Below are 24,734 nucleotides of genomic sequence, written 5' to 3'. Positions count from 1 at the left end.
GCACGGCCACCGCTCGCGCCATCGGCGGGCGGCGGCCGTGCCCACGAGGACGGACGACCACGGTCGCAGCCGGTCGTCCGGGTCCGGGCGCTTCCTCCTCACGCGGGTGCTCCGCCCGTGGGCGGACTGGTGGGTCAAACGGTGCGGTGCGCTGTGCCGTGCTCCGCCGCACCTGCCGTCTCGTCGTGGTGCGCGGACGCTTCCGCGACCTGCCTGAGCGCCGACGCCGTGGCGGAGTCGCCGACCTTGGCGGGTTGCTCATGGGGATGGCTTCCGGGGTGGTCGTGGCGGAAGTGGGAGGACTCCAGCCTGTCGCCGGGGCCGTAGCGCTCGGACAGGGGCTCCTCGGTTTCCGCGGGAGCGGGACCGGGTTCCGCGGCAACGGTCCGGGCCGTCTCGTCCGGGGTGTCCCGTCGGGGGCCGTGCGGCTGGGTCAGCCAGGCGACGGCCGCTCCGGTGAGGGCCACGGGCCATTCCACCACTCCGGCGACGCCGAGCACGCCGGCACCGGCGTACACCGCCATCCGGCGGCCGCGCGGAGAGACCGCTCCGATCCAGTCCAGCGCGCTGTCGGCGGCCTTGGTCACCTGCTCGGCTCCGGGCAGGCGGCGGAGCCCCGAACCGACGGCCCGCAACGGCTGAGGAAGATCCTGTGACCTCGTCCCGTTCTGGCTCATGTCGATCTCCTTCCGCGCGCCCTTCAGGGGAGTGCGAACCCCGAGTTTCCCGATGTCGTAGGGCATATGCCACGAAAAGGAACTCGGCGCGTTCCGCGCCGGGTCCGGGGAACTCGTCACGGACGGGCGAGGAGGTGGCCTCGTGGACGATGCGGGTCTGGGGCTGGACGAGGTGCTGCGGGCGGCGGAGGACGCCCTCGCCCGTGGCGTCGGTCGACGTGGTCGCCCGGAACCTGGAGGAGCGGTTCTCGGCGTGCGAGGTGGCGTTCTGGTTCGTCGACCTGGTCGGGCGGGAGGCCGTACGGCTGCCCGACGCCGGTGCGCAGGACCGGGCCCGGGGCGAGGCGGAGCGGGTCCCCCTGTCCGGCAGCGTGTACGACCGCGTGCTGCGCTCACAGCGCCTGCACCAGGAGGAGGACGGGTCGGGCGGCTGCCGGCTGGTGGCGCCGGTGACGAACCGCGGCGACTGCATCGGCGTACTGGACCTGTCGGTGCCGTACGCGGACGACGCGGTCCGCGAGGCGGTGGCGCGGGCCGCGCACGCGCTGGCGTACATCGTGGTCACCGACCGCCGCTTCACCGACTTGTACCACTGGGGGCGGCGTACCACGGCCGTGAGCCTGGCCGCCGAGATCCAGCACCAGCTGCTGCCGTCGGCGTCCTGCTGCGAGGCGGACCAGTTCGTCCTCGCGTGCGGCCTGGTCCCGGCCGACGAGGTCGGCGGCGACACCTACGACTTCGCCCTGGACCAGGGCGCGCTGCACCTGTCGATCACCGACGCGATGGGGCACGACACCGCTTCCGCCCTGCTGGCCACGCTCGCGGTCAACGCCCTGCGCGGAGCGCGCCGCGCGGGACTCGGCGTGCTCGACCAGGCCTACGCCGCCCACGAGGCGCTCCGCGAGCACGCCCGCGGCATGACCACCGGCCAACTGCTGCGCGTCACCCTGGAGACGGGCGCCTTCGACCTCGTCAACGCCGGCCACCCGTGGCCGCTGCGGTCGCGCGGCGCGCACGTCGAGGAACTCACCGTCCGGGTCAACCTGCCGTTCGGCGTTCCCGTCCCGGTCCGCTACGAGGTGCAGCGGTTCGACCTCCAGCCGGGCGACCGCCTGGTCCTGGTCACCGACGGCATGACCGAGCGCACCGGCCACCTCGACCTGCCGGCACTCGTCCGCGACACCCGCGACGAACACCCCCGCGAAGCGGTCCGCGCCCTGACCGACGCGGTCCTCGACGCGTACGGCGGCTCCCTCCCGGACGACGCCACCACCATGGTCCTGGACTGGCACGGCTGTTCCGGCCGCCGGCGCAGTGACTGCGGCGCCGACAGCCGCCCCGCCCCGGCCGCGCGGATCCACCGTCCGTCGGGACAGGACCGCGGCGGGGCGTGAGGACGGCGGCCTGCGTCCTGCCTCACTGCGCGCGGTGTGGCTTGTGGCGGGCGACGCGCAGGCGGACCCGGGTGGGGAGCTGGTCCGTGGCCGTGGAGCGGCGGGCATGGTCCAGCGGGCCTTCGCAGAGCGCGGAGAGGGTGTGGCGAGGGCTGCTGTGCGGGCCGAGCGTGAGGTCGATGCGGGCGCCGGGGTGGCGAGCGGTGCCGGTGACCCGGGCCCGTGCCCGCTGGACGCCGGGCAGGGTGCTGGTCTCGGTGGCGATGGCGTCGCCGAGGGCGCGGTCGCGCAGCTCCACGCCCTGGGCCGGTGGTGTGCCGCCGACGGGGATGGCGCCGGGGCGCGGACGGAGCAGTTGGAGGACGAGCCACCACAGCGCGAGGAGGGCGATCAGGGCCAGGGCCGGGTAGGGAAGGTCCAGACTCAGGTATGGAGCCTCGCGGAGCCGCCGCGGGTGGTCGCCGACGCGTCGGGGGCGGTGCCCTGTCCGCCCGGTGGCAGAGCGGCCCGCTGTGCCTGGGCCGCGCGGGCCGCCCGGGCGGCGATGCGAGCCACCACACGGTCGGGGATGATCGTGGCGCCGCGCTCGGCGGGCGGCGGAAGGCGCCCGCGTCCGGGGAGACCGGAGACGCCCGGGGCGTCGGCGGGGCGGGGTTTCACCGCTGCCGTCGCAGATCGATGTCGCCGCGCAGGACGAGGCCGACCAACAGGCCGATCCCGCCCAGGAAAGCGACCAGGAGGAAGGCCCAGAAGCCTCCGAAGTAGCCGGCGAAGCCGAGGGCCATTCCGGCTGCCAGCCCGGCGATTGCTGTGTCCATCACTGCTGACCCGTCCAGGTCTGCCGCGCCCCGCGCCGTCGCCTCCGGGCGGGCCCCGGCGGCGACCGCCGGGCTCAGCTGACGCGGCCCTCCGGTGTCTCTGATTCGTCCTCGGGCAGATGTACGTCGTCGACGGTGAGGTTGACCTCGACGACCTCCAGGCCGGTCATCCGCTCGACGGCGGAGATGACGTTGGTGCGGACGTCCCCGGCGACGTCGACGATGGAGATGCCGTATTCCACGACGACGTCCAGGTCCACGGCCGCCTGCCGCTCCCCGACCTCCACCTTGACTCCGCGTGTCAGTCCGGTGCCGCCGCCCGGGACGCGTTCGCGGACGGCTCCAATGGCGCGGGCGACGCCCGCCCCCAGGTTGTGGACGCCCGGCACCTCGCGGGCGGCCATGCCCACGATCTTCGCCACCACGGTGTCCGCGATGGTGGTCTTTCCCCGTGTCTCGGCAGGAGCGTCGACGCCACTGCGCCCCTGCAGTGTCGTGCTGGTCCTGGCGGACGGCCCGCCCTGGCCGTAGCCGCTGCGGGCGGATGCTGTGTCGGTCACGGCAATCGCCTCGATCGGTCCCGCGGACATCGCAGTAATTCCTGTCAGGACACGGCCACCGGACGACCCCTCACCCCTAACCAATGTGACATGAATCACAGCCTTCTCGGGTGGGTACACAGGGGGGCGAAACGCACGCCGGTCTCGGAGACGGCGGACGCCACACGCTCCGGGGCAAGGGCCGGGAGCCGAAGATGACAGACCAGGCCCGGCCGGCCGCACCCACGGCCGGCCCCTCAGACGCACTCCTGGCGGTACGGGCCCGTGAAGGCGACGAAGACGCCTTCGCCACCCTGGTACGACGCCACGGAAAGAACCTGCTCCTCCTGGCCACCCACATGCTCGGTGACACACGCGACGCCGAGGAAGCCGTACAGGACGCCTTCGTCAGCGCGTGGCGGCGGCTGCCCGAGTTCCGCTGCGAGGCCGCGTTCTCCACGTGGGTGTACCGGATCACCGTCAACCGCTGCCTGAACGCCCGGCGCCACCGGCTCCCTCCCCTCCCCCTGGACGTGCTGCCCGACCCCGCCGCCGACGAAGCCCGCACCTCCCCGGGCCGGGCGGCCGAGGGCAACGCCACCGCGGCCGCCCTGAGGGCCGCGCTGGGCGAACTCGAAGCCGAGCAGCGCGCCTGCTGGATCCTGCGGGAAGTGCACGGCCTGTCCTACGGGGAGATCGCCCACGCCACGGCGACGGGCGAGGACACCGTGCGGGGAAGGCTGTTCCGAGCACGCCGGTCCCTGAAACAGGCAATGGCGCCATGGCGCTAGCGGACAATATCTGTGGTGGCGACATAAGAAATCGGCGCGGGGCGCGGTGAATATTCCTGCGACCGCAGTCGGCGTGGAATTGCTCACCGCGCAGGGACGACCTCGACGTGCTACTGTCGTCATCAGTTGCAGGTGTGGTTGCCAGAAGGTTTTTCCGACGGCTGATCATCACGGCGACACGGAATACGCACAGGGCGTGTTCCTGGCACCGTCTCCGAAGGAGAAACAAAATGGCTACCGGTACCGTGAAGTGGTTCAACGCGGAAAAGGGCTTCGGCTTCATCGAGCAGGACGGCGGCGGCCCCGACGTCTTCGCCCACTACTCGAACATCGCCACCCAGGGCTTCCGCGAGCTGCTGGAAGGCCAGAAGGTGTCGTTCGACATCGCGCAGGGCCAGAAGGGCCCGACGGCCGAGAACATCGTTCCCGCCTGACGCACCGGCACTGACGCATACTTCGCAGCTGGGGCCCGCACCTTGGGGTGCGGGCCCCAGCTCGCTTTATTCCCAGGGTGATTTCGCCCTGTCATTTTCGGCTCGTTCTCGCGATTCTCTGCGCCGCTCATTCTGCTGCGGAAACTCCTTGATACGTGCCCGCATCGAGGAAGGTTCCGCATGAACCGCACCCGCACCACTCGCGCACGCACCAATCGCACGTACGACCGCTTCGGCGGAAGTGCCGCCGCGGGCCGTTCCGGCGTTCCGCGGCGCTCCGGCGGTCGCGGAAACCGGCAGCCCGCGCAGGGCGAGTTCGCTCTGCCGAAGACGGTCACGCCCGCGTTGCCCGCCGTCGAGTCGTTCGCCGCTCTCGCCATGCCGGCGCCGTTGCTGACCACGCTCGGCCAGGAAGGCGTGACCGTACCCTTCCCGATCCAGGCGGCGACCCTGCCGAACTCCCTCGCCGGCCGTGACGTACTCGGCCGCGGCCGCACCGGGTCGGGCAAGACCCTCGCCTTCGGCCTCGCGGTACTGGCCCGTACGGCGGGCCGGCGCGCCGAGCCGCGCCGGCCACTGGCCCTGGTCCTCGTGCCCACCCGTGAGCTGGCCCAGCAGGTCACCGACGCGCTCGCTCCCTACGCCCGCTCCGTGCACCTGCGGCTCGCCACCGTGGTCGGCGGCATGTCCATCGGCAGGCAGGCCGGTGCGCTGCGCGCCGGCGCCGAGGTGGTGGTCGCGACGCCCGGCCGGCTCAAGGACCTGATCGACCGGGGCGACTGCCGGCTCGCCGACGTCGCCATCACCGTTCTCGACGAGGCCGACCAGATGACCGACATGGGCTTCATGCCCCAGGTCACCGCCCTGCTCGACCAGGTGCGCCCCGAGGGGCAGCGGATGTTGTTCTCCGCCACCCTGGACCGCAACGTCGACCTGCTGGTCCGCCGCTACCTGACCGACCCGGTGGTGCACTCCGTCGACCCGTCGGCCGGCGCCGTCACCACGATGGAGCACCACGTGCTCCACGTCCACGACGCGGACAAGCACCGCACGACCACCGAGATCGCGGCCCGGGACGGCCGGGTCATCATGTTCCTGGACACCAAGCACGCCGTGGACCGGCTGACCGAGCACCTGCTCAACAGCGGTGTCCGCGCCGCGGCCCTGCACGGTGGCCGGTCCCAGCCGCAGCGCACCCGGACCCTGGCGCAGTTCAAGGACGGCCACGTCACCGTCCTGGTGGCCACCAACGTCGCGGCCCGCGGCATCCACGTCGACAGCCTCGACCTGGTCGTCAACGTGGATCCGCCCAGCGACCACAAGGACTACCTGCACCGTGGCGGCCGTACGGCCCGCGCCGGGGAGTCCGGCAGCGTCGTCACCCTGGTGACCCCCGCGCAGCGCCGCGGCATGACCCGGCTGATGGCTTCCGCGGGCATCACCCCGCACATCACCCCGGTCCGCTCGGGCGAGGCGGAACTGAGCCGCATCACCGGCGCCCAGGCGCCCTCCGGCGTCCCGGTGGTCATCACCGCGCCTGTCGTGGAACGCACCCGCCGGACGTCCTCGACGTCCAGGAACCGCCGGGGCCGCAGCGGCCAGGGCCGTCCCGTCGACGCCGGGGTGCGGCGCGGGGCGCGGCGGCGGCCCGGGAACGAGTCGGCCGCTTAGTCCGGCGCGGCCCCGCAGTCACCGAGCCGACCGGCCTCACCGAAGGAGACACCCTTGACCTCAGCGCGGACGCAGCACCGCATGCCGGACCCCGCCCCCGTGACCGTGGCCGGGGACCCTGAAGGACACGGGCCCCGGGTGAGTGACGACATGACCGTCGAGGTGGCTCTGGCCGTCATGGCGGGTGCCCGGGTCGAGTACCTGACCGTGTGCGACGGGGACGACCGGAGCACGGGCCTGGTCACCCTGGCCCGGCTCGCCGTTCTCCGCGACAGTTCCGCGTACACGGACCGGATTCGTCTGCGGGACGTCCTCGGCGGACCGCTGCCTCCGTCCGGCGCCCGCCCCGGCGGCGTCGGCGAGTACGGCCGGGTTCCGGGCGCACTCGCGCTCTCACGCTGATCCGCTCCACCCCGGGTGGGGGCCCTGCCGACGCGCGTCGGCAGGGCCCCCACCGCTGTGTCGCCAGCCGCTCGGAAACCGCCGGCCGGGCAGCGGGGCGGGGCCGGCGTCTCACCGGTCGAAGTAGCTGAGGTCTCCTACGGTCCAGGCGCTGACGTCCTTGATCGCGACTCGGTACATACCGCCCGTCTCCGGGATGCCGAGGCTGCCCTGAAGGATCCGGGCGAGATGGAAGTGCAGATGCGTGGGCGCCTCGCCGCGGGCGGCCCGGTTCCCCCGGGGGCCGCCGGCGAAGACGTCCGAGAACGGGCCGAGACGGTCCGAGTCCTTCAGGACCTCCGCCACTCGCTCCCTCCACACGGCCTCGGGCGCGAGCCGACCGGTGATGACGGCACCACCGACGACCACGGTCAGCGACATCTGATTGCTTCGCTCCGACTCCACCGCGGCGGAGATGGCGACGAGCAGCTCATCAGGGTTCGACATGACAGCAGAGCTTATGCGGCCCGCCCGTACCGGAACCCCCCGCGGGGCGTGAAGCGGTCGCGCGGGCGGCAGGAGGCGGCTCCCGACGACCGGTGACGGCCGGGCGCGCCGGGGTTCTCATCCACCGAAAGGATGAAATCTACTCTTGTGGGAGTAGATTTTCGGCCCTGGCTGGGTATGCCACTTCCCGTAGACACGGTCGAACGAGACCCGGCAGACACGAACTGGCGGGTGGCTGAAGACGAAGTACGCAGTACCGGACCATTCAGTGGTTGACCCGAAAGGAGCGGAAGAGCACACGCCGTCGGGATCGCCCGGCCCGGGAAGCACTCGGACCGGCGGCCGGCAGATGGTGTTGAATTTCCCTCGGGGCCCTGGTGCCGTACGGCACCAGGGCCCCTCGACGCGTTGCACAGCGAGGTGACATGACATCGGACAACCCACTGAATGATCGTCTGGACGACGACGACTACCCCGCGTACACCATGGGCCGGGCAGCCGAGATGCTCGGCACCACCCCGGCCTTCCTCCGAGCCATCGGTGAGGCCCGTCTGATCACTCCGCTCCGCTCGGAGGGAGGACACCGCCGGTACTCCCGCTACCAGCTGCGGATCGCCGCGCGCGCCCGCGAGCTCGTGGACAAGGGGACCCCGATCGAGGCCGCGTGCCGCATCGTCATCCTCGAGGACCAACTGGAGGAAGCGCAGCGCATCAACGCCGAGTACCGCCGTGCCGCCGGTGAGTCGGCAGGCAGGGCCGGCTCCGGCTGAGCACGCGGGCGCGGACCGTGTCCGGGACGCCGGCCGCCGGCCGAGGCTCCCCGGGCCGGCCGGCGGGAACAGCGGCGGCGGGCGTGGGTCAGGGGTGGGCCGGGAGCCAGCGCTGCTGGACGGCGCGTACGCCGGCCTCGAAGCGGCTGCGGGCGCCGAGGCGGTCCATCAGTTCGGAGGCGATGCGGCGGGCGGTGCGATGGGACACGCCGAGGCGCTTGGCTATGGCCTCGTCGGTGTGGCCCTCGGCGAGCAGACGCAGGGCGGTCGCCTGCTGGCCGGTGAGGCCGTGCGCGTCGGTGGGGACGACCTGGCCGAGGGGCTGGGCGGACTCCCAGGTGGTCTCGAAGAGCGCGCACAGCGCGGTGAGCGTGCCCTGTCCGGTCAGGAGCACCGCGCCGGCGGCGGTGTCGTCGCTGCTGACGGAGACCATGGCGATCCGCCGGTCCATGAGGATCATCCGGGTGGGAAGCGACGGGACCGTGCGGACCTGACCGCCCAGCCGGGCCAGCCAGTCGGCGTGCTCGACGGTGGGGCGGTTGGTGCGCACGCTGTCCAGGTAGATCGTGCGCATCCGCACCCCGCGGCCGAGCAGGTCCTCGTTGAGCGGCCGGGACGCGGCCATGTTCTCCGCGGTCTGCGGCCCGCCCGGCGCGAACGTCAGGAACTCCTCGCGCACCTCACGGGTGAGCACGGCCAGCCGGTCGCGGATCTGGTCGAGTCCCACCAGTTGCTCCACGCTGGGGTGACTGGTGGCGGGCCGCAGCTCGGCGTACTCCGAGATGAGCTGGGCCGCGGCCACCCGTGAGGCCTCCAGGCGCTGCTGCTGCGCCGCCAGCCGGGCCTGCTGCCGGGCCATCAGGATCTCCATGCCGATGTCCGGCGACACCGCCCGCAGCCGCCCCGCGTCCCCGGCGGCGGGACGCACCAGCGCCAGCTCGCTCAGGGTGTCGAGGGCGTCGCGCACCTCCTCCTCGGACAGCCCCACGGTGTCGCGGAGGTCCGCGACACCGGCGGCCGGGTGTCTGAGCATGGCGCGGTACACCGTCTCCGCGACGGAGTCGAGTCCGAGTTCGGTCAGCACGCGGGTCCCCCGTTTCTGCACCCAACATCCCCTGTTTCCGCGTTGATCCTCGCAGAACGGCAACGTTTCGTCACAGGGTCAGGCCGGAACGGGCCAGGGACACAACCGACCACCCGGGAAGCGCACTTGACGGCACCGACCGTTGAGACGCTGGAGCGCATGTACCTCGTCCACGCGCATCTGGAGCTCCCAGCCGGCAGCCACCTGCCGCCGGACCTCCGCGAGTTGGTGCGCTCGTCCATCGTCCCCGGTGACCGCGTCGAGCACGTCGCCGTGCATGCCCGCTCGCCCTCCCTGCTCACCCTCGGCTTCTACACGCTGGCCGACGGGCTGGAGGAGGCCGAGGAACGGGCCGTCCGCGTCTGCGGCCGACTGCTGCGCGAGGTACCGCAGTTGGCGACGGCGCGACTGACGGGTGCCGAAGTGCCGCTGATCCCCCTGGCGTTCGGGTCGCGGTCGGTGGACTGAAGCGGCGCCCGTGGACCGATGCGGCCCCCGTGGACCGAAGCGGCCCGTGTGGTCCGAAGCGGCCCGTGTGGACCGGGGCGACCCCCTGGACGTATCGGTCCAAGGCCCTTTCCGTCCACCGGGGAGCCCTTCTCACGGGCCCGGGCGGCGGCGAACCTGGTGATCACCGGCCAGGGCGCGCGTCACCGCGGGACGCGACAGCGGGCCGGAGCCCGCACCTCGTCCCGGAAGGAACGGACAGCCATGTCTCGCACCCGTATCGCCAAGGCCGCCGCGGTCGCCTCCCTCGTCGTCGCCGCGGCCCTCGCCGCCCCGGCCGTCACCTCCGCGTACGGGACGGACGCCGCCGAGTCCTCCTCCGTCCTCGCCGGCGACGCCGGCTGGCAGGTCACACCCACGGACGCCGGCTGGCAGGTCACGCCCACGGACGCCGGCCGGCAGGCCGCCGCGGCCGACGCCGGCTGGCAGTAGGCCGCCCGCCGCCCCTGACGGCGGCTCCCGGACTTCCACGGCCGGCCCGCGTCCCACGCCGGCCAGCCGTTCACGTCACGGCCGCCGACTCGCCGTCGAGCACCGCCCTGTTCGCCGCCCTGCCCGACCTCAACCACTCCCGGGGGGAACCACAAGTGAAGAACGTCCGCACCACCAGCCGTAGAGCCGCGGGCCTGCTGGCCGCCGCCGCCCTGAGCACCGGACTCCTCACGGTGACCGCTCCCACCGCCGACGCGGCCACCACCTGCTCGGGCAGCGTCAACATCTACGGCGTGCTCTCCGACGGCAGGCTCACGTTCAGTCAGATCAACCCTGCCACCGGCGACCTGGCCAAGGTGCTCGTCGGGCCGGACCTCGGCTTCGAGCCGCAGGCCATGGCGACCCTCAACTTCAACACGGTCCTGGTGACGTCGACCAGCGGTGCCCTCTACCGCATCGACATCAAGACCAACAACACCAGCCTCGCGCTGCTGAACCCGCCGGTGAAGATCGCCGACAGCGGCTGGACCCACGACAAGCTGACCTACGACGGTCACGGCCACCTCTACGGCACGACCACCTCCGGCCTGCTGCTGCGGTACAACGTCACCGAGGACAAGCCGGCCGGCTCCCAGCACATCGGCGTGCGCACCGAGATCGACACCGGGTTCGTCCTGAAGACCCTCACCGCCACCGGCGACGACCGGCTCGGCGCCACGACCGAGGACGGGCGGCTGCTCGACTACACCGTCGCCGGCGCCGGTTCCTGGAAGAGCAACGCCCTGAAGTCCTCCGGCTGGTCCGGCTTCAACCAGCTCGTCTCCCCCGGTGGCGGGCTGTACTACGGGCGGCTCTCCACCGGGGCCATGTACTGGTACAAGGACGCCAACCCGACGGACGGCTCCGGCGCGGACATCACCTACCACCTCGACGACCCGGTCAACACCAGCGGCTGGACCCAGAAGCTGCTGTCCGCGCAGCCGGGCACCTACACCTGCACGACCTCCGTGGACACCGTCGACCGCAGCGACATCACCGAGGTCAAGGCCGCCGGGCGGCAGCTCATGAACGAGAAGGACGCGGCCTGGGCCAACACCACCCAGTGGGCGTGCCTGGAGACCCTCTGGGACCACGAGAGCGGCTGGCGCTGGAACGCCACGAACCCGTCCTCCGGCGCGTACGGCATCCCGCAGGCGCTGCCCGCCTCCAAGATGGACGTCGCGGGCGACGACTGGCACGAGAACCCGCTGACCCAGATCCGATGGGGCCTGAGCTACATCGACGGCCGCTACGGCTCTCCGTGCAACGCGTGGAACTTCTGGCAGGCGAACAACTGGTACTAGGCCTACGGACACGGCCCCAAGGGCGGCGCCCCCTCGCAGGAGAGGGCGCCGCCCTTCTGTCGTGCGTGCGCACGGTCCCGGCCGGTCTCGCACACGGGCACGCGGGCGGTCGTACGGAAGCGGCCGTGGGCGCTCGCGGACGGCCAGGGTGGACGACGAGCCCGCCGGCCCCGGCGGTCGGGCGACGGTGGGGGCGCGGGACCGGGCGGGAAAGGCGGAGACCGCCTGCCGGTACGGGGCGGCTCCGGCCGGCCCGGCGGCCAGGAGGGACGGCCTCCTCGGGCCGGACGGTCGCCGCGTGCCCGCGGTGGGACGACGCGGGAGGGCCCCGCCGGTGTCGGCGGGGCCCTCCGGGGCAGCGGGCTCGGGTGTCAGGCGATCTTGTCGTAGCGCAGGGCGATGTACGACGAGGCCGGGTGGCTGTCGATGGTGCCGCTGTAGACGTTCGCGTACGTGTAGTTCATGTCCGAGCTCGGGCTGCCCTCGGAGTAGTAGTAGAAGGTGCCGGCGTCCTGGTCCTTCCAGCCCGCGAACAGGACCGCGTGCCCCTCGCTGCTGGAGTTCAGCGCGTCACCGGGCCGGAGGTCGGCCTTGGAGATCTGCGTGCCCGCGCCGGGGAGGCTCTGCGTGGTCAGCGAGGAGGTGAGGTGCCAGGCCATGGAGACGAACCCGGAGCAGTCGGTGCGGTAGGAGTCGTCGCCCTCGATGTCGGTGGCGTAGGCGGTCTGGCTGTACTGGACGTTGCGGCTGTACCAGTCCTTGGCGCGGGTCATGACCTCGCTGCGGTAGATCGTGCCGCCCTGCACGGAGTGCGGCGGGGCCGCCGGTACGTAGGCGCAGTTGTTCGCGTAGGCCGACAGCAGCGTCTGCGTCCAGCCGGAGGCGTCCACCGGGTCGCTCGGGTGGTAGGCGATGTCGGAGCCGTCCCCGTCGGTCGGGTCGGCGTCGTGGTACCAGTACATCCCGCCGTTGGTACGGCCGTAGTAGAGGCCCCCGCCGGGAGAGGACAGCGAGTCGACCGCGGACCAGCCGCTCGTCTTCAGCACCGCGCGGTCCCAGTCGTTCGCACCGTTGATCTTGTAGCTGAGCAGCCGTCCGTCCGAGGTGGAGGCGATGATGCGGTCGTCGCCCGCGGCGGCCAGCGTCTTGAGGACGAAGCCCGTGTCGATCACGACGTGCTGGCCTATGTGGGCCGACCCGGAGGGCTTGTCCTGCGACACCAGGTACTGGTGGAGCTGTCCGTCGACCGTGCCGTAGAGGTGGCCGGCGCCGTCGTAGACCATCTTGTCGAAGGTCCAGCCGCCGTCCCAGATCTTGACGACCCCGGCGAGCCCCAGGGACGTGTTGTTGGTCTGGATGTCGACGCGGTAGAGGTCGCCGGAAGTCGACGTGACCAGCACCGTGTTGAAGTTGAGCGTGGCCATCGCCTTCGGGGTGAAGCCGAGGTTCGGGCCGATGAGCGTCTTCACCCGGTCGCCGGTGTTCGGCTCGATCTGCGTGTACGTCAGTCTGCCGTCCGAGAGCGTGCCGTAGATCGACACGTCTCCGGTGCACGAGGCGACGGCCTGCGCGGCCCCGCCGGCGATCGTGACCAGGCCCAGGGACATCGCCCCGACGGCGAGGGCGGCGGACGTACGGCGAACGGCATTGCTCAGCTTCATGGTCTCTCCTGCGGCACGGAAGTCGAGCGGGCGAACGCACGTCCCCGGCCCGCGCAGCCGCTCTGCAGGTACGGCTGTGCGGGTTGTTCGTGGGTGTGGCGCCCGGTGGCAGGAACTACTTTTGCCGCAGGTCAGGACCGCCGGAAGAGAGACTCGGTGGCCGCAAGGGTCCCTGGCCGCTTACGTCCTGACGGGTGTTCACGGCGTGGGGGGACCGGCACCGGCCGGTAGGGGTACAGGGCCGGCGGCGACCCGGGACCGGGCCGCGTCACCGGCTTCGGCGCCGCCCCGCAGGCCGGCGTGTACAACCGCAGGGTGCCGCTGCCCGGCCGGACCGGCACGTCGTCGCAAGGTGCCCGTTCAGGTCACCGACGGGCACGGGACGGATGCGGGCCTTCCAGCCACCGCCGCCGGCCTTCCCGTCGAACGTGCCCTTGCCCGTGCTCCGGCGGAACGTCGGCGCGCCGGAGGAGATCAGGGCGAGCGGGTCGCCCATATCGCCCGCCCCGTGTGGTCGCGCGCACCCGCACCGCGAGGGATCCCGCGGTGCGGAGGTGGATGCGCGCGTCGGCGTCCACGAACGCCACCCGGTTCCCGTACGGGTCAGGCCCGCGTGCGGCGGCGGCGCAGGGCCACGATGCCCAGTGCCCCTGCTCCGGCCAGGAGGAAGGCGCCGGCCGCCACGGCGATCGTGGACGTCCCGCCGCTTCCGGTTGCGGCAAGCTGCGTGCTCGCCCCGGACGTGCCGGAGGTCGTGCCCGAGGTCGCCGCCGGGGCCTCGGCCGAGGCGGACGGCGAGGCGGAGGGGGCCGGGGTCGCGGAGGCGGTCGCGGTCGGGGCCGGGGTCGGGGTGGGCGTGCCCCCGGTGGAGCCCGCCGCGAGCACCGTCAAGGTCGACTCGTTCCCGCAGAAGGTGGTGCCGCGGAACGGTAGCGACCCCTGGTTGACGAATACGCAGGACTGCACGGTGGTCTTCCCGGTGGGCGTGTCCTTGCGGTAGCTCACCCGGACCTTGGCGACCGTGCTGCTGTGCGCGGCGAGGGAGGCGTCCTTGCCGATCACGTCGAACCCGTACACATCGGGCTCGGCGTCCGAGACGACCGGCGTGAGCGTCTCCCAGGTCCCGGAGCGCAGCACCTGCACGGAGGCGTACCTGCTGGTGATCAGCGTGTCCGTCACGTTCTCGTACCCCGACGCGGTGGGGTTGGCCACGGTGGCCTCGAAGTCGACGGCGGGGCCGCCGGCGGTCACGGTGGCCGGGACGCCGGACAGCCCGGTGCCGAGGCCGTCGACCTCGACGGTGTCGTCGTCGGTGGCGGTGGCCGCTCCGGAGGCGCCGTAGGAGACGAGAGTGGTCATCTTCAGCTGCTGGGTGCCGCCGTTGCTGTCGCCGTTGTGCGGGGTGCCCATGGGCACCCCGATGCGCAACTGCACGGTGCGGGACTGGCCCGCGGCGAGCGGGAAGGTCTCGGGCATCTCGCCGGAGAACTTGCCGTCGGCGTACGTCAGCGGCACCGTCTTCCACTCCGTGCCGCTGAGCCGGTACTCCAGGCCGACGGCGTTCGACGGCAGGCCGGCTCCCCCGTCGATCCGGTAGATCAGCCGCGCCGACGAGGCGTCGGAGGCACCGGTGTTGGAGACCTTGGTGGTGAAGTCGACGGGCAGGCCGGCCAGTCCGACCTCCGCGGGCGCGGCGGTGTCGACCGCCAGCACCGGCGGCTGCGATTCGTCCGCGGAAGCGGCCGGCGCGAGGCCGAAGCCCGCGGCGGCCAGCAGCAGGGCCGTCCCCGAGACCGCGACCGAAGAACGGACTCTGTGTGCGAACGTGTCCAACGTATCCCCCCGGATGCGTGTGTCGCGCGGTGTCGCCGCGCTCGGACGGCGGGCAGTGTGCCGTCGTCACGTGCAGTTGGACCCACCGAGGCGGCAACCGGTTGCGGGCTGTTGTGTGACGGTTCTGTCACCGGCGGAGGGGGAAGCTCGCGCTCTCGCGACGCGGGCCGTCCGAGGACCCTGGGGTCCGGGAAGCGCCGGCCGGTGTGGACACGGGGCGACCGGGCCGGGCCCGGCCGGCTGCGGTGGTCAGCCGGTGAAGAAGCGCTTGTCCAAGGCGATCGCCAGCAGCTCGTCCATGCTCAGGGCCGGGCGCGGGCGCGTCACGGGGCCGCTTTCGGCGTACGAGTTGACCTCCCGCACGGCCACCCGGCGGCCGTCCGGACGCAGGGTGTCGACCAGCCACACCGCCGCCGAACCGCCCTTTTCCGAGCGTCCCTTGACCTTCTTGACCTCGGTGCCGTCGGGCAGGGTCGTGGCCTCGCACTCGCCGGGGACACCGGCGCAGCCCATGTGCCCGGCCAGGAGGAACGTCATGTCGTACTGCGCGTCGACCTCCACCATGTTCCTGCCGCGGCCGTCGTCGTGGACGAGCTGGACCAGATCGTCGCCCGCGTTCAGGTCGGACGTGGTCCCGCCCCGGGGCAGGTGCGACGTCAGCACCCGGGTCATGCGTGCGCCGGGGACTCGCCGTACCGCGGCAGGGGTGCCGGTGGAGGGGGCCGTCTCCGGAGCCGGCAGGGCGGCGATCGCCTTGTTCCACGCCGGGCTGCGCACGATGGAGGTGAGCTGGGCGATCGACAGCAGCGGGTCGGCTCCGTCGGCCGAGCCCTTCTCGCCGCCGCCGAACTCTTGCACCGTCAGCTCCGCCCCGCCGGGGGTGGTGAGCACCACGTACCAGCGCTTCTGACCGGTGTCGCTGTTGGGGTAGGTGAACGACTTGGTGGTCGTGAGCACCGCGCCTCCCGGGAGCTTCCGGGTGGTGCACGTGTCGTACGGGCGGACCTCCACCGGAAGGCAGCCGCCCTGGCCCGCCTGGCCGGCGGAGGTACCGGGATCCAGCCGCGCGACGGAGATGTCGATGCCGGTGGAGCCGTCAGCGGTGGAGTAGGTGAGCTTGGCGGCCGGCCAGACGGCGGTGCCGCCCCCCTCGGAGCCTCTGCCCGAGGCCGCGGAGACGGTGCCGCCGGGTGGCAGCAGGCTGCGCAGCGTACGGACCATCTCCTCCCCGCTGACGGCCGCGGGTGGCCGGGAGGCCGACCGCACGGTGGAGTGCGCGGGCCCACCCGCCCTCGACTGCCCGGACGTGCCACCTCCGCCGCCGAAGGCTGCCGTGCCGGCCAGGGTGCCGCCCGCGGCGACCACGGCGAAGGCGGCCGCGGCGGCGCCGACCCGGGCGGCGCGGACCAGCCGCATCCGCCGTCCCCGGGCGACGGAACGCCGCACCAGGTCGGCGGAGTGGGGCGGGAACTGCTCGGCGGCGCCGGACATGGCGCGGGCCAGCCGTCGCTCCAGGTTCTCGTCGAGTGGCATGGTGGATCTCCGTTCGTCTGGGGGCGTCGGCCGGCCCGGGCGGGGAGCGCGCCGCCGGGCCGTGCTCGTCATGCGGTCAGGTCGGCAAGCTGATCGCCGAGCAGCGCGCGCAGCCGCTCCAGGGCGCGCATGCTCCGGGCCCGGACGGCCCCCGGCGAGAGCTGCAGGACCTGTGCGGTCTCCTCCACCGAGCGGTCCTCCCAGTAGCGGAGCACCAGTACGGCACGGTCCTTGGCCGACATCCGGGCCAGTCCGTCCAGCAGGGCCATCCGCAGCTCCGCGTCCCGCGCCGGGGCCGCCGCGTCGGGCAGCCGGTCGCTGGGGCGCTCCGTGGAGCTGCGGCGGCGGCGCTGGGAGAGGAAGCTGCGTACGAGCACGGTGTCGGCGTAGGCCACCGGTGACTCCACCCGGCTGATCCGCCGCCAGGAGCGGTACATCTTGGCGAGGGTCTCCTGGACCAGGTCCTCGGCGAGGTGCCAGTCGCCCGTGAGCAGACAGGCGGTCCGGAACAGCGGCCCGCTGCGGACGGCTGCGAACTCCAGGTAGTCCGCGGGTGCTTCCCCCACCGTGTGTCCCTTCGTGGTCGGACGTCACCTCTTACACGCGGTGGGGGTGCTCCCGCGTTACGCCCCCGGCGGCATTCGGAGCCGTCGGCCGTGGAGGAGGTGCCGCGGTCCGTGCTGGTCCATGCCGGTATGCGCCGGTCTGTGCCGGACCGTTGGGGGGGACGGAGGTCTGCCGTCAGGCGGCGTGGGACGAGTGCCGGCCTGCCCGGGAACGGGGGGCGGTCTCCTGCCGGCCGCCCACGATCAGACGCAGATGACGCGCTCCGGCATGGCGGGGCGGCTTCGGTGAACGCGTCAGCCAGTCCTCCACACGATCCATGCCGTACAGCATCAGTCCCACAAAGGGCAGCAGAAGGCAGGCAACGATGACCACGGTCGGGCTCCCTCCCGGCAGGCGACCGTGGACGGGTGCCCACAGGGGCGCCGGCCACCGGGCGTTCGCGTGAACATGCTGTGTCCGCCCGCCGCGGGCGCACGGAGCGATGCCCCCGGCCGCACGGACCGGGGCATCTCCGCGACGCCGTGCACTCCGGTGCTCCGGCTCAGGCGTGCCGCGCGTGGCGGACCGGGCGCCCCGCGGTGGCCGTACCGCGCAGTCGCCGGGCCGCGGCCAGCACCAGCGCCCCGCTGACCAGGGCGTAGACACCGATGACCTGCGCGATGGTGATCGCGCCCACGTCCGGCCGGGCCCAGGCGAGCACTCCGGCGGCGACCGACACCGCACCGGCCAGGAAGAGCGCCCACTCGTGGTGCAGTTCGCGCCGGAAGCGCACCGCCGCCCAGATCTCCGCGATGCCGGTGACCACGGCCCAGGCGCCGATCAGGGCGGCCAGGGCCAGGGCGGTGACTCCGGGCCAGCCGATGCCGATCACGCCGGCCCCGACGCCCAGGACACCCCCGATCGCGTGCGCCGCGCGATGGCTCGTGTCCCCTCCCCGGCGGAAGGCACTCGCCAGGAGCGCGAGGCCGTCGGCGAGCGCGTACACGCCGAAGAGCAGGGCCAGCGCGAGGACGGTCACCCCCGGCCACACCAGGGCCACCACCCCGAACAGCAGGGCCGCCGTACCCCGCGCCACGAGCATCCACATGAGCTGCCGCCGCACACCATCACCCCTTCGACCGCTGGACAGAGTCGTCTCAAGTACCCAGCGAAAGGCGCACACCGCCCCCCCCCGGACAGGTCGTTTCACCCGCCCGTTGCGGGTTAATCGAGATGTCCCGGACATTACGACCCTGAAGGAGGACGAGTGGCCACCACGGCACGGGACATCATGACCAAGGGCGCGGAATGCGTGGCCGCCGACGAGACCGTTCTCGACGCCGCCCGCAAGATGACCGGACTCGGCCTCGGAGCGCTTCCCATCTGCGGCACCGACGACCGTCTCAAGGGAGTTCTCACCGACCGGGACATCGTCGTCAAGGTCCTCGGGGCCGGGAAGGACCCCGCCACCGTCAAGGCCGGTGACCTGGCGCAGGAAGAGGCCGTCACGATCGGCGCGGACGACGACGCGGAAGAGCTTCTGCGCACCATGGCCACCCACAAGGTGCGCCGTCTGCCCGTCGTCGACGGCCACCGCCTCGTCGGCATCGTCGCCCTGGCGGACATCGCCCGGGCCCTGCCCGACCGAGCCGTCGGCGACCTCCTGGAAGTCCTCTCCAGCGACTGAGTTCCGGCGCTTTCCGCCCGCATGACGGAAAGCATTTGAATGCTCTTCGGGCAGCCCCCACGGATTCCCCCGCATTTCCTTCACAAACAAGGCGTCTTCGAGGAATGTGGGAACCGACCGAGGGCAAACGGTGGTGCAGGAGGTAGGTAACTATGGTTCCTTTGCTGCTTGTTCTGCTCCTCGCGCTGATTCTCTTCGGCGCCGGATTCGCCATCAAGATTCTCTGGTGGGTCGCCGTGGCCGTCCTGGTGCTCTGGCTGCTCGGCTTCGTCATGCGCTCCACCACCGCCGGTGGTGGTCGCGGACGCTGGTACCGATGGTGACCTGACCCGCAACCCCTTCCGCATACAGGGACCGGCTGGATCTCAGCCGGTCCCTGCGTGCGTGTCCTATGCGACGGTCGAGGGCGAGGGCGGCTGGAAGCACGCGGTGACGTCCTTGCCGTAAGGGCAGCGGTGGACCTCCACGGTGTCGGCCAGGGCATCGACCAGGAGCAGACCCCGCCCTCCCGGCGAATCGGCTCCGGGGTCACGCTGCTCAGGCAGCCGGGGAGAGGCGTCGTGGACGGTGACGTGCAGACACGCCTGGTCCCAGGTGAGGATGAGCTGCGCTGTGCTGCGGGCGTGCACATGGGCGTTGGTGACCAGCTCGGACACCGTCAACAGCACCGAGTCCACCAGGTCCGGCGCCGTATCGGTCCAGCCGAGCGCCGCCAGGTGCGCACGCGTCCAGTCGCGGGCCGCCTTCACCCCACTGCTGATCGGCAACGAGCGCGCCCATCCCACCGCCCTCACCGAGGAGTCCTCGGCCATGTTCTCCTCCTTCGTTCGTCCCGCCGGTGTCCCCCACGTCTGCCCCGGATCCGGGAAGAAGAGCACGATCTGCCGTATCCGCCGCAAAGGCTCCTGGCGCGCACGTCCCTCGGTCCGCGCCCGGCCGCCCCCCGGTTCGTCCGGTCAGGGGTGTACGTGCAAGATGAGCGGGTAGCCGCGCGATGACGCCGACCGCATGGGTCGGCGTCGCGGACAGTTCGATCGCGGGAGGGGAACAGCATGGTGCTCACCAGCACGACGGCAGCCGACACGCAGACCACCGAACTGCCCGAAGTCGCAGATCCCTCCCAGGTGGCGCCCAAGGACGCCCGGGAGCTCTCGCGGCTGTTCTTCGAGCAGCTCGCCGTCCTGGAAGAGGGCACCCAGGAGTACAGCTACGCCCGCAACACGCTCATAGAGATGAACATGTCCCTGGTCCGCTACGCGGCCGGCCGCTTCCGCAGCCGTGGACCGGAGGAGATGGAGGACATCGTCCAGGTCGGCATGATCGGCCTGATCAAGGCGATCGACCGGTTCGAGCTGTCGCGGGAGGCGGAGTTCACCTCCTTCGCCATCCCCTACATCGTCGGCGAGATCAAGCGGTTCTTCCGCGACACCACCTGGGCCGTCCACGTGCCCCGCCGCCTCCAGGAAGCCCGCGTCCAGCTCGCCCGCGCCACCGAGGAACTGCGCAGCCGGCTGGGCCGCACCCCGACCGACAAGGAACTGTCGGAGCTGATGAGCCTGTCCGAGGAGGAGGTCCGCGAGGCCCGCCTGGCCGCCAACGGCTACAACTCCTCCTCCCTCGACGCCACGATCAACGGCAGCGAGGAGGGCGAGGCGGCCCTGCAGGACTTCATCGGCGCCGAGGACGCGGCCCTGGAGCTGGTGGAGGACTTCCACGCCCTGGCTCCCCTGATCGCCGAACTCGACGAGCGGGACCGGCAGATCATCCACATGCGCTTCGTCGAGGAACTCACCCAGGCCCAGATCGGCGAACGCCTCGGCGTCTCCCAGATGCACGTCTCCCGGCTGCTCTCCCGCTGCCTGGCCCGCCTGCGCGAGGGAATGCTCAGCACCCGCTGAGAACTCCGCGCCGACGGGCGGACCCGGCCGGACCCGGCCGGACCCGGCCCGGTCACGGCGGAGGCAGCACCGAGCGCAGGTGCCGGCGGGAGGGGACGCCGAGCTTGGCGAAGACATTGCCGAGGTGCCATTCGACTGTGCGCGGGCTGATGAAGAGCTGGGCGGCGATCTCCCCGTTGGTGTGCCCGGCGCCGGCCAGCCGGGCGATCTGGGCCTCCTGGTGGGTGAGTCCGGTGTCGGCGCCCACCGTCCGCCTGCGTACGGTCTCCCCGGTCGCCAGAAGCTCCCGGCGCGCCCGCTCGGCGAAGCCGTCGGCTCCCATCCGGCTGAACGCCTCGTAGGCGGCGCCCAGTTGGGCGCGGCTGTCCTGACGGCGGTTCTGGCGACGCAGCCACTCGCCGTACAGCAGACGGGAGCGGGCCAGGTGGACGGCCATACGCGAGCGCCCGAAATGCTCGATCGCCTCCCGGTGGAGCGCGTCGGCGGCCCGGTCGTCGCCGAGCAACGCGCGGGAGCAGGCCCCCACGCCCAGGGCCCACTCGGTCCCACTCGCGCGGGTGCGTCCGGTGAGCTCCTCCAGCGCGGCGCCGGCGGCCTCCGGGCACCCGCCGCGGGCGGCCGCCTCGACCAGTTCGGCCAGTGCCCAGCCGAAGATGCCGAGATCCTCGTACGCGCACGCGCGCGTCGCGGCGGCCAGCGCGGTGTCGTAGCGGCCGAGGCCGTTGTGCAGCAGTGCGGTCGCGTACTCGGCGAGGCCGAGGGCGCGGCCCTCGCCCCGGACGCGCACTTCCGCGGCGGTGGCCTCGATGAGGTCCCGTGCCTGCGCTTCCCGGCCCCGCCAGGCGGCGAGCAGGAGATCCGTGTGCATCATGGCCGCGCCGCCCGCCGCCTTCGAGATGGCCGTGGCCTCGTCGATCAGGGCCGCCGCGGTGTCGAACGCGCCGGCGTGGCGCGGGCTTCCGGTCGCTGCGCTAGGGCACGGGGGCGGCCGCGGGCCTCACGGCGGCGGGGCGGTTACCGGTGAGTCACAAGGGTTTGTAAGATCCACACGACCAACTCGAGTCGTACCCGTGCGACCAACTCGAGTCGTACCCGTGCGACCAACTCACGCCATAGCTGGGGGAATCAACTCATGACCAAGCGCTTTTCCGCCCTGGCCGTCTCCGCGGCCGTCGTCGGAGGCTTCCTCGTCATGTCGGTGCCCGCTCACGCCGCCACGCCGGCCGGGCAGGGCGCGGTCTCCACCAAGGCCGCCATCACGTGCAACAAGAACCAGATGCGCCAGCAGATCGCCACTCTCAAGGACAAGGCCGCGCAGCTCAAGCGGCTGGGCGAGACCGCGGCGGCCAAGAAGGCGCTCAACGAGGCGGCCGCCATCCAGAAGAAGCTCAACGCGTGCATCAAGGCCGAGGAGGACGCGAGCAAGCCCTTCCCCGGATAGGTTTCCGAAGTTCCCGGTCCGATGTGTGGCGCCGTCCGGCCCGTTCCACGGGTGGGTGGCGCCACGCGCTTGTCCGGCCCGGTGACGCCGGTTCCGCTCGGGGCCCGGGTCGGGCGCACGCATCGCACGCATGGCACCCCCTGGGGTCACGACCCGTTCGGCTGGCACTGCGGGCACCACACCGTGCCGCGGCCGGCCATCCGGGAACGGCGCAGGTGGGAGCCGCAGCGGGGGCAGATCGGGTCCGGGTCGTCGCGGTGGCCGGTGAGCCAGGAGTCGCGTGGTGGGACGCAGCCGGCGGCGACCGCGTCACGGAGGGTGCGGCGCATGTGGGTGTACAGGCGGCGGCGGTCGGCCTGGGCGAGGTCGCTCGCTCGGCTGTCGGGGCGCAGCCCGGCACGCCACAGGATCTCGTCGGCGAGCAGGTTGCCGAGGCCGGCCAGGACGGACTGGTCGGTGAGGGCGGTCTTGAGGTGGCCGCGGCGCGAGGCCAGCGCGGTATCGAACTCCTCGCGGCTCACCGCCATCGCGTCGGGACCCTGGTGCTCCAGCCGCCGGGCGACCTCGGAGTCGTCGTGGGCCAGCCAGAGGCCCTGGAGTTTGCGCTGGTCGCGGTAGCGGAGCTGGCGGCCGCCGCTCAGGGTGAACAGGACCCGGTCGTGGGCCTGCACCGCGTCGTCCGGACCACCGCAGACCAGCCTTCCCGTCATGCCGAAGTGCAGCAGCACGGTGGGGCCGTCGCCGGTGTGGGCCAGCAGCCACTTCCCGTGCCGCTCCGGCTCGGTGAAGCGCCGGCCTTCCAGCGCGTCGCGCAGACCGCGCGGGCCGACCCCGTGCAGCACCCCCGTGTCGCGTACGTCCACGCGCCGGATGACCCGTCCTGTCGCGCAGGACGCGAGCACCTTGCGGAATCCCTCGACGTCCGGCAGCTCAGGCATGGCGGCCGTCCTCGCGGCGGCTGAGGCCCGAGATCCCGGGGGCGGGCTGCACCGAGGCGGCCGAACCGGCCTCCGACGCGCGCTTCTTCGTACCGGGCCCGTCCCGGAGACACCGCAGGCGTCGGCCCCGACTGCGTTCGAGCGGCGGGGCCGCCGGGTACGGCCGTGCGGGCGGGACCAGAGCGCTCACGTCCACATCGGCCTCCTCCGTCGCCGCCCGCACGCCCCGTCGGCGCCGACGGCCCGGCGCCCTGCCGGGGCTTCCGTCGGAAGGCTTCCCGCGTGCCGGCCCCCCGCGCGCCCTGCTCCACCGGACGGCGCAGGCCCACGCCCCGGCGACGCCCGCCCACCTGGCTCACCGCCCTCACCGAGGCCCTCGGCGACGCGGCGTGAAGCGGCCGGGGCGCCCGGGGTCACACCGGCTCGGAGACGGCCGACGGCTCCTCCTCGAAGGTCATCTCCGGCGGGGGTGTGCGGAAGCCCCGGGTCAGGTAGGCCAGGTAGCAGATGCCGAGGGCGAGCCAGACGACGCCGAGGACGAGGGCCTTGGTGTCGAGGTGGGTCAGGAGCCAGATGTCCACCGCGGCGCCGATCGCGGGGGCGATCACATGGCCCAGCCGGCCGGGGCGGCGGCCCGCGCGGCGTTCGCGCACATACGTGGCGATGACCGAGAGGTTGACGAACGTGAAGGCGATGAAGGCGCCGAAGTTGATGAAGGAGGTCGAGGTCGCGACGCTCAGGCGCAGGGCGATCAGGCCGACCGCGCCGGTGAGGAGGATGTTGAGGACGGGGGTGCGGTAGCGGGGGTGGATGTGGCCGAAGATCCGGCGCGGGAGGACGGAGTCGCGGCCCATGGCGTACAGCAGCCGGGACGTGCTCGCCTGGGCGGCGATGCCGGACGCGAACTGGGCCACCACCAGGCCGGCCAGGAAGACCGAGGAGAACAGGTCGCCGCCGATGGTCCGGGCGATCTCGAAGGCGGCCGAGCTGGGGTCGTCGAAGGAGCTGCCGGGGTGGGCCAGCTGGGTGGCCCAGGCGACGGCGACGAAGATGCCGCCGCCGATCAGGGCGATCAGCAGGATGGCCCGGGGCATGGTGCGCTGCGGCTCGATGGTCTCCTCGGTGAGCGTGGTGACGGCGTCGAAGCCGAGGAAGGAGTAGGCGGCGATCGCCGCTCCGGCGGAGATCCCCGCCAGGGTGGTGGCGTGGTTGGCGAAGGGTGCCGTGCCGGCCAGCGCCCCGGCGCCCCCGATGTGCACCACGTGCCGCAGGGACAGCACGACGAAGATGCCGATCACCAGCACCTGGAAGGTCATGAGCAGGTCGTTGGCCCGCTCGGCCGTCTTGATGCCCCGCACGTTCAGGGCGGTGGTCAGCACGATGAAGCCGATGATCCACACCCAGAACGGGACGCCCGGGAACTGGGCCTGGAGGTAGGCCCCGCCGATCAGCCAGATGACCATGGGCAGGAAGAAGTAGTCGAGCAGGGTGGCCCAGCCGATCAGGAAGCCCACCCGGGAGTCGATGGCCTTGCGGACGTAGGTGTACGCCGATCCGGCCACGGGGTGGGCGGCGGCCATCTTCCCGTAGCTGTGCGCGGTGAACAGCATGGCGAGCAGGGCCAGCAGATAGGCGGTGGGCACGGTGCCGCCGGTGCTCTCGGCCACGACGCCGAACGTGCCGAGCACGATCAGCGGGGTCATGTAGGCGAGGCCGAACAGGACGACGGATCTGAGCGTCAGCGCACGGGTGAGGCCCTGAGCGGGGGCGTTCTCCATAACGGGCTCCATAGCGGGCTCCATGGCGGGCTCCAGAGCGAGCCCCGGGGGACGGACGAGCGGGTGGGGAG

At 72.4% G+C, this 24,734-nt stretch carries 29 protein-coding genes and 1 pseudogene; 13 read left to right on the top strand and 17 right to left on the bottom strand.

Annotated features, from left to right (window positions below):
* Nucleotides 1-134: 134 nt before the first annotated feature.
* Complete coding sequence (locus OO52_RS51535) at nt 135-677, bottom strand: hypothetical protein (RefSeq protein WP_030982036.1); 543 nt, start codon at nt 675-677, stop codon at nt 135-137.
* Nucleotides 678-819: 142 nt separating this feature from the next.
* On the opposite strand from OO52_RS51535, the pseudogene OO52_RS17895 reads away from it, so the two are divergent.
* Nucleotides 820-2,071: pseudogene (locus tag OO52_RS17895) on the top strand (PP2C family protein-serine/threonine phosphatase).
* 22 nt (nt 2,072-2,093) lie between these two features.
* Here OO52_RS17895 and OO52_RS51530 read toward each other — a convergent pair.
* From OO52_RS51530 to OO52_RS17880, 4 genes are all read right to left on the bottom strand, one after another.
* Nucleotides 2,094-2,369, bottom strand: a complete 276-nt coding sequence (locus tag OO52_RS51530; protein ID WP_051818674.1) for a hypothetical protein — start codon at nt 2,367-2,369, stop codon at nt 2,094-2,096.
* 125 nt (nt 2,370-2,494) lie between these two features.
* Complete coding sequence (locus OO52_RS54570) at nt 2,495-2,731, bottom strand: hypothetical protein (RefSeq protein WP_420711402.1); 237 nt, start codon at nt 2,729-2,731, stop codon at nt 2,495-2,497.
* Nucleotides 2,728-2,889 (bottom strand): hypothetical protein, encoded by a 162-nt coding sequence (locus tag OO52_RS51525; RefSeq protein ID WP_030648205.1) that lies wholly within the window; start codon nt 2,887-2,889, stop codon nt 2,728-2,730. The genes OO52_RS54570 and OO52_RS51525 overlap by 4 nt, the downstream gene beginning before the upstream one ends.
* A gap of 74 nt (nt 2,890-2,963) precedes the next feature.
* Nucleotides 2,964-3,479, bottom strand: coding sequence for an Asp23/Gls24 family envelope stress response protein (locus tag OO52_RS17880; RefSeq protein ID WP_078876863.1), 516 nt, complete (start codon nt 3,477-3,479; stop codon nt 2,964-2,966).
* 164 nt (nt 3,480-3,643) lie between these two features.
* Between OO52_RS17880 and OO52_RS17875 the strand changes: the two genes are divergently transcribed.
* The 4 genes from OO52_RS17875 (at nt 3,644) to OO52_RS17860 (ending at nt 6,726) form a co-directional block, all read left to right on the top strand.
* Nucleotides 3,644-4,219 carry an RNA polymerase sigma factor gene (locus OO52_RS17875; RefSeq protein ID WP_030648198.1) on the top strand — a complete coding sequence of 192 codons (576 nt, stop codon included), beginning with the start codon at nt 3,644-3,646 and terminating at the stop codon, nt 4,217-4,219.
* Between the two features lie 230 nt (nt 4,220-4,449).
* Entirely contained in the window at nt 4,450-4,653 is a 204-nt protein-coding gene (locus tag OO52_RS17870) for a cold-shock protein (RefSeq protein WP_030648194.1), read from the top strand.
* 180 nt (nt 4,654-4,833) lie between these two features.
* Nucleotides 4,834-6,324: a DEAD/DEAH box helicase gene (locus tag OO52_RS17865; RefSeq protein WP_030648189.1), complete on the top strand. Its 1,491-nt coding sequence runs from the start codon at nt 4,834-4,836 to the stop codon at nt 6,322-6,324.
* 138 nt (nt 6,325-6,462) lie between these two features.
* Nucleotides 6,463-6,726: a CBS domain-containing protein gene (locus OO52_RS17860; RefSeq protein WP_420711401.1), complete on the top strand. Its 264-nt coding sequence runs from the start codon at nt 6,463-6,465 to the stop codon at nt 6,724-6,726.
* Nucleotides 6,727-6,837: 111 nt separating this feature from the next.
* On the opposite strand, the gene OO52_RS17855 is transcribed toward OO52_RS17860, so the two are convergent.
* Nucleotides 6,838-7,212 (bottom strand): hypothetical protein, encoded by a 375-nt coding sequence (locus OO52_RS17855; protein ID WP_030648184.1) that lies wholly within the window; start codon nt 7,210-7,212, stop codon nt 6,838-6,840.
* Between the two features lie 425 nt (nt 7,213-7,637).
* On the opposite strand from OO52_RS17855, the gene OO52_RS17850 reads away from it, so the two are divergent.
* Entirely contained in the window at nt 7,638-7,982 is a 345-nt protein-coding gene (locus tag OO52_RS17850) for a MerR family transcriptional regulator (RefSeq protein ID WP_030648182.1), read from the top strand.
* Between the two features lie 88 nt (nt 7,983-8,070).
* Here the strand turns inward: OO52_RS17850 and OO52_RS17845 are convergent, their stop codons facing one another.
* On the bottom strand, nt 8,071-9,066 hold the full coding sequence (locus tag OO52_RS17845) for a helix-turn-helix domain-containing protein (protein ID WP_030648178.1): 996 nt from the start codon (nt 9,064-9,066) through the stop codon (nt 8,071-8,073).
* A 126-nt stretch (nt 9,067-9,192) separates the two neighbouring features.
* On the opposite strand from OO52_RS17845, the gene OO52_RS17840 reads away from it, so the two are divergent.
* The 3 genes from OO52_RS17840 to OO52_RS17830 all read left to right on the top strand — a co-directional run bounded on the left by OO52_RS17840 (nt 9,193) and on the right by OO52_RS17830 (nt 11,348).
* Entirely contained in the window at nt 9,193-9,534 is a 342-nt protein-coding gene (locus tag OO52_RS17840) for a hypothetical protein (RefSeq protein WP_234316997.1), read from the top strand.
* 243 nt (nt 9,535-9,777) lie between these two features.
* The gene (locus OO52_RS17835; protein ID WP_037629686.1) at nt 9,778-10,005 is read left to right on the top strand and encodes a hypothetical protein; all 228 of its coding nucleotides are present in this window, start codon (nt 9,778-9,780) and stop codon (nt 10,003-10,005) included.
* A 155-nt stretch (nt 10,006-10,160) separates the two neighbouring features.
* Nucleotides 10,161-11,348, top strand: coding sequence for a tachylectin-related carbohydrate-binding protein (locus OO52_RS17830; protein ID WP_030648171.1), 1,188 nt, complete (start codon nt 10,161-10,163; stop codon nt 11,346-11,348).
* A 371-nt stretch (nt 11,349-11,719) separates the two neighbouring features.
* On the opposite strand, the gene OO52_RS17825 is transcribed toward OO52_RS17830, so the two are convergent.
* The 6 genes from OO52_RS17825 to OO52_RS17800 form a co-directional block, all read right to left on the bottom strand.
* Nucleotides 11,720-13,009 (bottom strand): tachylectin-related carbohydrate-binding protein, encoded by a 1,290-nt coding sequence (locus OO52_RS17825; protein WP_030993223.1) that lies wholly within the window; start codon nt 13,007-13,009, stop codon nt 11,720-11,722.
* 603 nt (nt 13,010-13,612) lie between these two features.
* The gene (locus OO52_RS17820; protein ID WP_030648165.1) at nt 13,613-14,842 is read right to left on the bottom strand and encodes a hypothetical protein; all 1,230 of its coding nucleotides are present in this window, start codon (nt 14,840-14,842) and stop codon (nt 13,613-13,615) included.
* A 249-nt stretch (nt 14,843-15,091) separates the two neighbouring features.
* The gene (locus OO52_RS17815; RefSeq protein ID WP_030648162.1) at nt 15,092-16,375 is read right to left on the bottom strand and encodes a hypothetical protein; all 1,284 of its coding nucleotides are present in this window, start codon (nt 16,373-16,375) and stop codon (nt 15,092-15,094) included.
* A 68-nt stretch (nt 16,376-16,443) separates the two neighbouring features.
* Complete coding sequence (locus tag OO52_RS17810; protein WP_030648160.1) at nt 16,444-16,941, bottom strand: SigE family RNA polymerase sigma factor; 498 nt, start codon at nt 16,939-16,941, stop codon at nt 16,444-16,446.
* A 175-nt stretch (nt 16,942-17,116) separates the two neighbouring features.
* Nucleotides 17,117-17,314: a hypothetical protein gene (locus OO52_RS17805; protein WP_030648157.1), complete on the bottom strand. Its 198-nt coding sequence runs from the start codon at nt 17,312-17,314 to the stop codon at nt 17,117-17,119.
* Between the two features lie 169 nt (nt 17,315-17,483).
* Nucleotides 17,484-18,044, bottom strand: coding sequence for an HdeD family acid-resistance protein (locus tag OO52_RS17800; RefSeq protein ID WP_030648153.1), 561 nt, complete (start codon nt 18,042-18,044; stop codon nt 17,484-17,486).
* A 168-nt stretch (nt 18,045-18,212) separates the two neighbouring features.
* Here OO52_RS17800 and OO52_RS17795 point away from each other — a divergent pair, with 168 nt between their 5' ends.
* Nucleotides 18,213-18,608, top strand: coding sequence for a CBS domain-containing protein (locus OO52_RS17795; protein ID WP_030648151.1), 396 nt, complete (start codon nt 18,213-18,215; stop codon nt 18,606-18,608).
* Nucleotides 18,609-18,760: 152 nt separating this feature from the next.
* Nucleotides 18,761-18,931 (top strand): hypothetical protein, encoded by a 171-nt coding sequence (locus OO52_RS17790; RefSeq protein WP_030648148.1) that lies wholly within the window; start codon nt 18,761-18,763, stop codon nt 18,929-18,931.
* A 66-nt stretch (nt 18,932-18,997) separates the two neighbouring features.
* On the opposite strand, the gene OO52_RS17785 is transcribed toward OO52_RS17790, so the two are convergent.
* On the bottom strand, nt 18,998-19,420 hold the full coding sequence (locus OO52_RS17785) for an ATP-binding protein (protein ID WP_030648145.1): 423 nt from the start codon (nt 19,418-19,420) through the stop codon (nt 18,998-19,000).
* Nucleotides 19,421-19,660: 240 nt separating this feature from the next.
* On the opposite strand from OO52_RS17785, the gene OO52_RS17780 reads away from it, so the two are divergent.
* Nucleotides 19,661-20,506 (top strand): RNA polymerase sigma factor SigF, encoded by an 846-nt coding sequence (locus OO52_RS17780; RefSeq protein ID WP_030648142.1) that lies wholly within the window; start codon nt 19,661-19,663, stop codon nt 20,504-20,506.
* A gap of 52 nt (nt 20,507-20,558) precedes the next feature.
* On the opposite strand, the gene OO52_RS17775 is transcribed toward OO52_RS17780, so the two are convergent.
* Nucleotides 20,559-21,377, bottom strand: a complete 819-nt coding sequence (locus tag OO52_RS17775) for a helix-turn-helix transcriptional regulator (protein WP_030648140.1) — start codon at nt 21,375-21,377, stop codon at nt 20,559-20,561.
* Nucleotides 21,378-21,638: 261 nt separating this feature from the next.
* Between OO52_RS17775 and OO52_RS17770 the strand changes: the two genes are divergently transcribed.
* Nucleotides 21,639-21,947, top strand: coding sequence for a hypothetical protein (locus tag OO52_RS17770; RefSeq protein WP_030648137.1), 309 nt, complete (start codon nt 21,639-21,641; stop codon nt 21,945-21,947).
* A 146-nt stretch (nt 21,948-22,093) separates the two neighbouring features.
* On the opposite strand, the gene OO52_RS17765 is transcribed toward OO52_RS17770, so the two are convergent.
* Both OO52_RS17765 and OO52_RS17755 read right to left on the bottom strand, forming a co-directional pair.
* Nucleotides 22,094-22,885, bottom strand: coding sequence for an Fpg/Nei family DNA glycosylase (locus tag OO52_RS17765; RefSeq protein ID WP_030648135.1), 792 nt, complete (start codon nt 22,883-22,885; stop codon nt 22,094-22,096).
* Between the two features lie 413 nt (nt 22,886-23,298).
* Nucleotides 23,299-24,663 (bottom strand): APC family permease, encoded by a 1,365-nt coding sequence (locus tag OO52_RS17755; RefSeq protein ID WP_030648129.1) that lies wholly within the window; start codon nt 24,661-24,663, stop codon nt 23,299-23,301.
* Between the last annotated feature and the right edge of the window lie 71 nt (nt 24,664-24,734).

It is taken from the genome of Streptomyces flaveolus (genome assembly GCF_000716535.1).
GTDB classification, from domain to species: Bacteria; Actinomycetota; Actinomycetes; order Streptomycetales; family Streptomycetaceae; genus Streptomyces; species Streptomyces flaveolus_A.
This window is presented reverse-complemented; position numbering and strand designations above follow the sequence as displayed.